Annotated in this window: 6 protein-coding genes; 5 read left to right on the top strand and 1 reads right to left on the bottom strand. The window is 52.6% G+C overall.

What is annotated here, in order from left to right; translation table 11 throughout:
* The 5 genes from GX016_00320 to GX016_00300 form a co-directional block, all read left to right on the top strand.
* Positions 1–423 (top strand): ABC transporter permease (locus GX016_00320; GenBank protein HHT70006.1); only part of this gene is annotated, 423 nt, incomplete at its 5' end.
* Positions 424–467: 44 nt separating this feature from the next.
* Positions 468–1,397, top strand: a complete 930-nt coding sequence (locus GX016_00315; protein HHT70005.1) for an ABC transporter permease — start codon at positions 468–470, stop codon at positions 1,395–1,397.
* Positions 1,398–1,408: 11 nt separating this feature from the next.
* Positions 1,409–2,395 (top strand): ABC transporter ATP-binding protein, encoded by a 987-nt coding sequence (locus GX016_00310; protein ID HHT70004.1) that lies wholly within the window; start codon positions 1,409–1,411, stop codon positions 2,393–2,395.
* 51 nt (positions 2,396–2,446) lie between these two features.
* The gene (locus GX016_00305; protein HHT70003.1) at positions 2,447–3,400 is read left to right on the top strand and encodes an ABC transporter ATP-binding protein; all 954 of its coding nucleotides are present in this window, start codon (positions 2,447–2,449) and stop codon (positions 3,398–3,400) included.
* 1,138 nt (positions 3,401–4,538) lie between these two features.
* On the top strand, positions 4,539–5,186 hold the full coding sequence (locus GX016_00300) for a hypothetical protein (GenBank protein HHT70002.1): 648 nt from the start codon (positions 4,539–4,541) through the stop codon (positions 5,184–5,186).
* A gap of 102 nt (positions 5,187–5,288) precedes the next feature.
* On the opposite strand, the gene GX016_00295 is transcribed toward GX016_00300, so the two are convergent.
* Positions 5,289–6,173 (bottom strand): helix-turn-helix transcriptional regulator, encoded by an 885-nt coding sequence (locus tag GX016_00295; protein HHT70001.1) that lies wholly within the window; start codon positions 6,171–6,173, stop codon positions 5,289–5,291.
* Positions 6,174–6,263 lie beyond the last annotated feature (90 nt).

Below are 6,263 nucleotides of genomic sequence, written 5' to 3'. Positions count from 1 at the left end.
TTTATGTCGGCCTTGCGCCACCTGTTCTTACCGGCTCTCACCATGGGAGCCACCATGTCAGCCACTGTGGCTCGCATGGTGCGCTCCAGTATGCTGGAGGTGCTGCGCCAGGATTACGTGACCTTGGCCCGGGCCAAGGGTCTGCCGGAGGTTATTGTCATCGGCCGTCACGCCTTAAGAAACGCCCTGATTCCCACTGTCACTGTGGTGGCCATTCAGGCCGGCGGCTTTCTGGCCGGTAACATGATTGTGGAAACTGTCTTTGGCTGGCCGGGAGTGGGGCGATTGGTAGTGGATGCTATTTTGCGCCGCGATTTTCCCTTGGTTCAAGGTGCGGTGATGGTATTTGCCTTTACCTTTATTGTTATGAACTTAGTGGCTGATATCTTGTACACTTGCATCAATCCAAAAATTTCTTTATAGGGGGTGCGCTCATGGAGCTAAGACCTGGTGCTGATTCTTTAGTAATGGAACGTGGTGGTGTTTATAATTGGCTGGAGACCCAACTATATCTGTGGCGCATCCGTTTGGGTCTGTTTACCGGTAAGCTCCACTGGTTCTTAGGGGAAGTGGTAGCTCATCCCTCCGCTCTAATCGGCGGTGTGGTGATGCTGCTTTATGTGGCCATGGCCGTGCTCGCTCCCCGCTTGGCCCCCTGGAGCCCTTACAGCGGGGAACTGACGGCTCGACTGCTGCCGCCGGCCTGGATCAGCGGCAATTGGCAACATATTCTAGGCTGCGATGAAGTGGGGCGCGATCTGTTGTCCCGAATTATCTACGGCAGCCGAGTCTCTCTCACCGTGGGCTTGTCGGCAGTGGCTTTCTCCCTGGTGCTTGGAACTACGTTGGGCCTTGTAGCCGGCTATTTTCAGGGGCGTCTGGACAGTGTGCTGTCGCGCCTGAGCGATTTGCTGTTGGCTTTCCCCTATCTGGTGTTTGCTATCTTTGTCATGGCCGCCATTGGGCCGGGTATGACCAACTTGATCCTGGCTTTGAGTTTCAAAGGCTGGGTGGAGTTCTACCGGTTGGTGCGGGGGCAGGTGCTAGCGGAGAAAACCAAGGAATACGTAGAAGCGGCCCGCCTCAGCGGCCAGCCGGACTGGGCTATTTTGCTCCGGGAGATCTTGCCCAATATTCAGCCGTCCCTGATTGTGCTGGCCACCTTAAGATTGGCCCACATGATTGTAACTGAAGCTTCCCTGAGCTTCTTGGGTTTGGGCGTGGAACCACGTATTCCGGCCTGGGGCTCCATGGTGAACGCCGGTCGTCAGTATATGCTCGGTGCTTGGTGGGTGTCTACGTTCCCCGGCCTGGCTATTATGTTCCTGGCCTTGGCCACCAATATGTTTGGGGAAGGGCTGCGCGATATTCTCGACCCGCGGCTCAAGGTGGAGTAGGAGGTGGCCCCTTGCTACAAGTAAAAAACCTAGCTGTTCATTTTCCCAGCCGACGAGGTACAGTCAAGGCTGTAAACGACGTCACGTTCAGCTTGGAGGCCGGCGAGATTCTAGGCCTGGTGGGGGAGAGCGGCTGCGGTAAGAGTATGACCCTACTGGCCCTAATGGGACTGGTACCGTACCCGGGCCAAACAGTGGCCGGCGAGATTCAGTTCCAGGGCCAGAATCTGCTTGAGCTTAGCGGCAATGAACTGCGACGAATTCGCGGCCGCCGGATCGCCATGATCTTTCAAGACCCTTTGACCACCCTAAACCCGGTGTTTAAAGTAGGAGAACAAGTAGCTGAGGCCCTTCGGGTCCACAACATTCTGGAGCCGGAAAAGAGGGGCCTCTTTTCCCGCCCGTCGGCCGGCGCCGTCCGGGAAGAAGTAGTAAAGCTCATGCAGGCGGTGGGGATTCCGGCGCCGGAACAGCGGTTAGAAGAATATCCGCACCAGTTCAGCGGCGGTATGCAGCAACGGGCCATTATCGCCATTGCTTTGTCCTGCCGGCCTCAACTACTCCTGGCTGACGAGCCGACCACGGCTCTGGACGTAACGGTGCAGGCTCAGATTCTCGATCTACTCGGCCAAATCAACCGGCGGGAAGGAACCGGCATTATCCTGGTAACCCATAACCTGGCGGTGGCAGCCGAATTCTGCCGGCGCCTGGCGGTAATGTATGCCGGTGCGCTGATGGAACTGGGACCGGCAGAGACCGTTATCGCCGAGCCCTTGCATCCTTATACCAGAGGATTGCTGCGCTCCTTGCCTTACTTGGTCCCGAAAGGATCACCGCTTATTCCCATTCCCGGCAGTGTACCTGATTTGGCCCAGCTGTCACCGGGCTGCTCCTTTAGCCCGCGCTGTGACGTGGCTGCAACCATCTGCCAGGAACAACCGCCACCGTGGGTGGAAGTAGATCCAGGCCATGCCGCCCGCTGCTGGCGGTTGACCTAGGAAGGAGGAGCGCCGGTGACCCAGATCTTAGTAGCTGTAAAAGGACTGAAGATGCACTTCCCAGTTCGCCGGTCGCTAATGGCTAAGTTAGTGGCCGGGGCCCAGGATCAACTGGTTCGGGCCGTGGACGGGGTTGATTTTGATATTCATTGGCAAGAGACCTTAGGCTTAGTGGGAGAAAGCGGCTGTGGCAAAACCACCCTGGGCCGTACCTTAGTGGGGCTGTACGAACCTACCGCCGGGAGCGTGACCTTTGACGGCCAGGATGTAGGGGAACTCAAACGAAAGAATGCCTTGGCTTTTTATCGGCAGGTGCAAATGGTGTTTCAAAATCCCTATGCCTCGCTTAATCCCCGCAAAACAGTGCGTGAAATCCTCTCCCAACCGCTTCAAGCCCGGGCCAAGCACAACCCGAAGGAGTTAGAAGAAGCCGTTAAGCGGCTGTTGGAGCAAGTGGGACTGAATGAGCACCAACTGGACCGTTATCCCCACCAATTCAGCGGCGGTCAGCGGCAGCGAGTCTCCATTGCCCGGGCCTTGGCCATGCAACCGTCGTTTATCGTTTGCGACGAGCCGGTATCGGCCTTGGACGTATCGGTGCAGGCTCAGATTTTAAACTTACTTCAACACCTTCAAATACGGCACCAGCTAACCTATTTGTTTATCAGCCATGATCTGTCCGTGGTCCGCTACCTGTGTGACCGAGTAGCGGTGATGTACCTGGGCAAGATCGTGGAGCTGGGAAACACCGAAGATGTATTTAACCATCCGGCCCACCCTTATACCAAAGCCCTCCTGAGCAGCATGCCTCAGATCAAGCGCGATCCCGATCAGAAGCGGATTCTCCTAGGCGGTTCGGTGCCCTCACCGTTGAATCCACCGCCTGGGTGCAGTTTTCATCCCCGTTGCTTTGCCCAGGTGGGCAAAATCTGTCAACTGCAGCCACCGAGCCTAGCCCCGGTTGCCGACAGCCACTGGGCCGCCTGCCATCGGGGTCAGGTGTAAACTAATTATACTAACTGCCACAAAGGTGCCAGACGCCTGGTGAAAACTACCGGACGCCTGGCACCTTGCTATTTTTTTAAATTACCCCTTCTTAGGACCAAACAAGCGTTTTTGGTAAAATCACCCCTTAAATCACCCCTTTTTGAGCTTGACTATCACCCCTAGGGTGATTACAGCCGGAGCTATTTCGGTCATGATAAAGACAGAAACAAGGAAAAACCAAAGCAGTTTTGTGTGTTTGTGTTATGACCCAAATCTAACTGATCGAGGATTTCGTAAAAGGCAGGGAATGATAGACAAAGAAGAAACAGCAATAATTTTGGGTGGCTCTGTTTAAGTACAATTTTTTAGGTGGAGAGAAACCATGATGAGAACGAGATTATTCAAATGGAAGAAGGGCTCCGCTAGGTATCAGCTTTTTATTGTTCTTGGTGTGGTGTGGTTAGCGTTGTTTGTCTGGTACGGGCCGGAGATGGGGCTGCTGTCTGTCGGTGAGGGGCTTGAACTTAGACTGCAGAATGTGTTTACTTGGTTGTATTCGTTGTGTCTGATCATTTTCTCTTACTTTTGTCGAGCGGATGATTTTGCCGTTGCCAGCCGGATCGGCGTAATTGGAACTGCCGTGGGGACGATACTCTCTGCCAGCAGTGCCTTGCCCACAATAACAATGGTAGCCACGGGTGCCCTGGCAGTATTCTCGGCTTTGTTTTCCTTAGGCATCATTTACAGTTTCGTCTACATCTTGGCACCGGAAGAAAAAGTGATTACAGTAATTGCCATGATTGCGGCCGGTGCGTTATTGTCCCTGTATACAGCCCTGGGCTTGCCAGTCATAAGAGGACCGATTTATTACGCTTTATCCATGGCCCTGCTGGCAGCAATCGGGTTTATTACTATTGGCCTGGGCCACCGGGCGGTGGATTTGACCCCGAAAACCGGCGGCAGATGTTTTCCCAGCTTAGGGCTCTTAGGGGCCTTGCTGGTGGTGGGCAGCGTGCAGTTGTTTAACGGTATTGCCGTCACCGTGCTTCAATACCAATCAGTGGTTGAGTCCAGCAGTTACCCTTTCTTTTATGCCGGACAGTTTCTAGCAGCTATCACCGCCTATTTGTTACTGATTAAATGGAGACTTAAGATTATGGACGTAATATATATTTATTTGTTTGCCATTCTATCCGGCTTTGTGCTTACTGTGGGAGCCAAAAGCGTCGGCCTCGATGCCTTTGAGTTGGGAGCAGTCTTTCTCGGCTATGCTGAAATGGGCACCATTTTTGAATGGCTGATGGCTGCTTCTATCTGTAACAAGTACAAACAAACCTGGGTGCTGAGAGCGTTCTTGGTTGCATTCGCTGTTGGCAGCGGGGCGGTTACTGTGGCCGGTTCGTTTCTGGTTAAGCAAACGGCAACCCCATTTTACGTTTCAGTGGCTGCTGCCTCGTTGCTGCTGATTTCCGGCTTCCTTGTTTTCTTGCCAATTATTAACCGGGTGCAAAGTGAGCTTACAGTTGACACCGCCCAGGACAAAAAGCCGACTCTAGTTAGCGACCGGGTGCAACCAGGGCTGCCCGAAGTAAGAAGTACAGCCGTAAAGACCCCGGTTAATCTCTTGACTAGGCGCGAGCAGGAAATTGCCCAACTGTTGCTGGCAGGCTATTCTTCCCCTCAGATTGCAGCTATGCTGGAAATCAAGCTCAATACTGTCAAGGCCCATAACAAAAACATTTATGGCAAACTGGGTATAAACAGCCGGCCGGAACTGTTCATCAAATATGCTGATAGAATATAAGCGGCTAATACCAGGTGAAGAACTTATAACAGAAGTAAGGGGCATCGTGTCAGCGATGCCCCTTACTTCTTGTTGTCCACCGGCCGGTTATTTGATTCTTTTCTATGCCCGAAAAGAACGACGATAACAGGTGGGCGACGCCCCCATCTTTTTCCGGAAAGCGCTGGCAAAGTGGCTAGGATCGTTAAACCCAGAGAGAAAGCAGACTTCGGTGATAGGTAGATCGGTGAACCGGAGCAGGGAGCAGGCCTTTTCGATCTTGATGTCTCTTACAAACTGATACGGAGTCTTGCCTGTCTGAGCCCTAAACATCCTAATAAAATGATAAGAGCTTAGGTTAGCCACTTTGGCTACATCTTCAAGGCAGAATTCCAGGTTGAAATGCTCGCGCAAGAATTCTATGGCCCGCTTGATGTTTGGCTTCGCTGGGCAAGGGTGGTTACCGACCACAAGGGGCATATTGTTTCTGACGCTTCGCAGTAGCTCGACCAAAATCTGATTGCCCAGACAATCCAGCATAAAAGCTTGGCCGGCCTGATGGTCCAGGCTCTCTTTGGCAAACGACTCGACCAAGTGGTCTAGATGATGAGTCCACAGGTTATTCTCGCTGTAGAAACAGACTTCAGATTTGCCGTAAATCAAGGTGCAAATCTCATCGAAGTAGTCTTTGTCCACCATAATATCTAAGAAGTACAGACCGGGCTCTGCCCGGGCCAAGCCATGGGGCTGTTCCGGATTAAAAGGGAATAGATGTTGGTATTGAGCAGGTCGCTTCTGCATTTCTACTTTCAGTAGTGGTATAGTCTTGCCAAGGGGCAGGAAGAATTCATAATTACTGTGTGAAATAGCGCCGCTGGTGAAGTCAACACCATGTTGGCAGATATAAACCGATAATCTATCGGCCGTATAAATAGCAGTCTCCTGGTGTTGTTCCTCGTCGAAGGGAGCCGGTCCCTCACCCACACATTCTCGCAGCCGTTGATCCATCTGACTCCCCTCCTAACAAAAATGATGGATGACTCGGCTTATATGATTATATGAAAACTGTGTTCTTATAGCTTCTCTTTGTGACGAAGT

The sequence above is a fragment of the Bacillota bacterium genome, assembly GCA_012837285.1.
In the GTDB taxonomy this organism is placed as follows: Bacteria; Bacillota; DTU030; order DUMP01; family DUMP01; genus DUNI01.
Note: the sequence above shows the minus strand (reverse complement) of the source record. Positions and strands in the feature narration are given on the sequence as shown.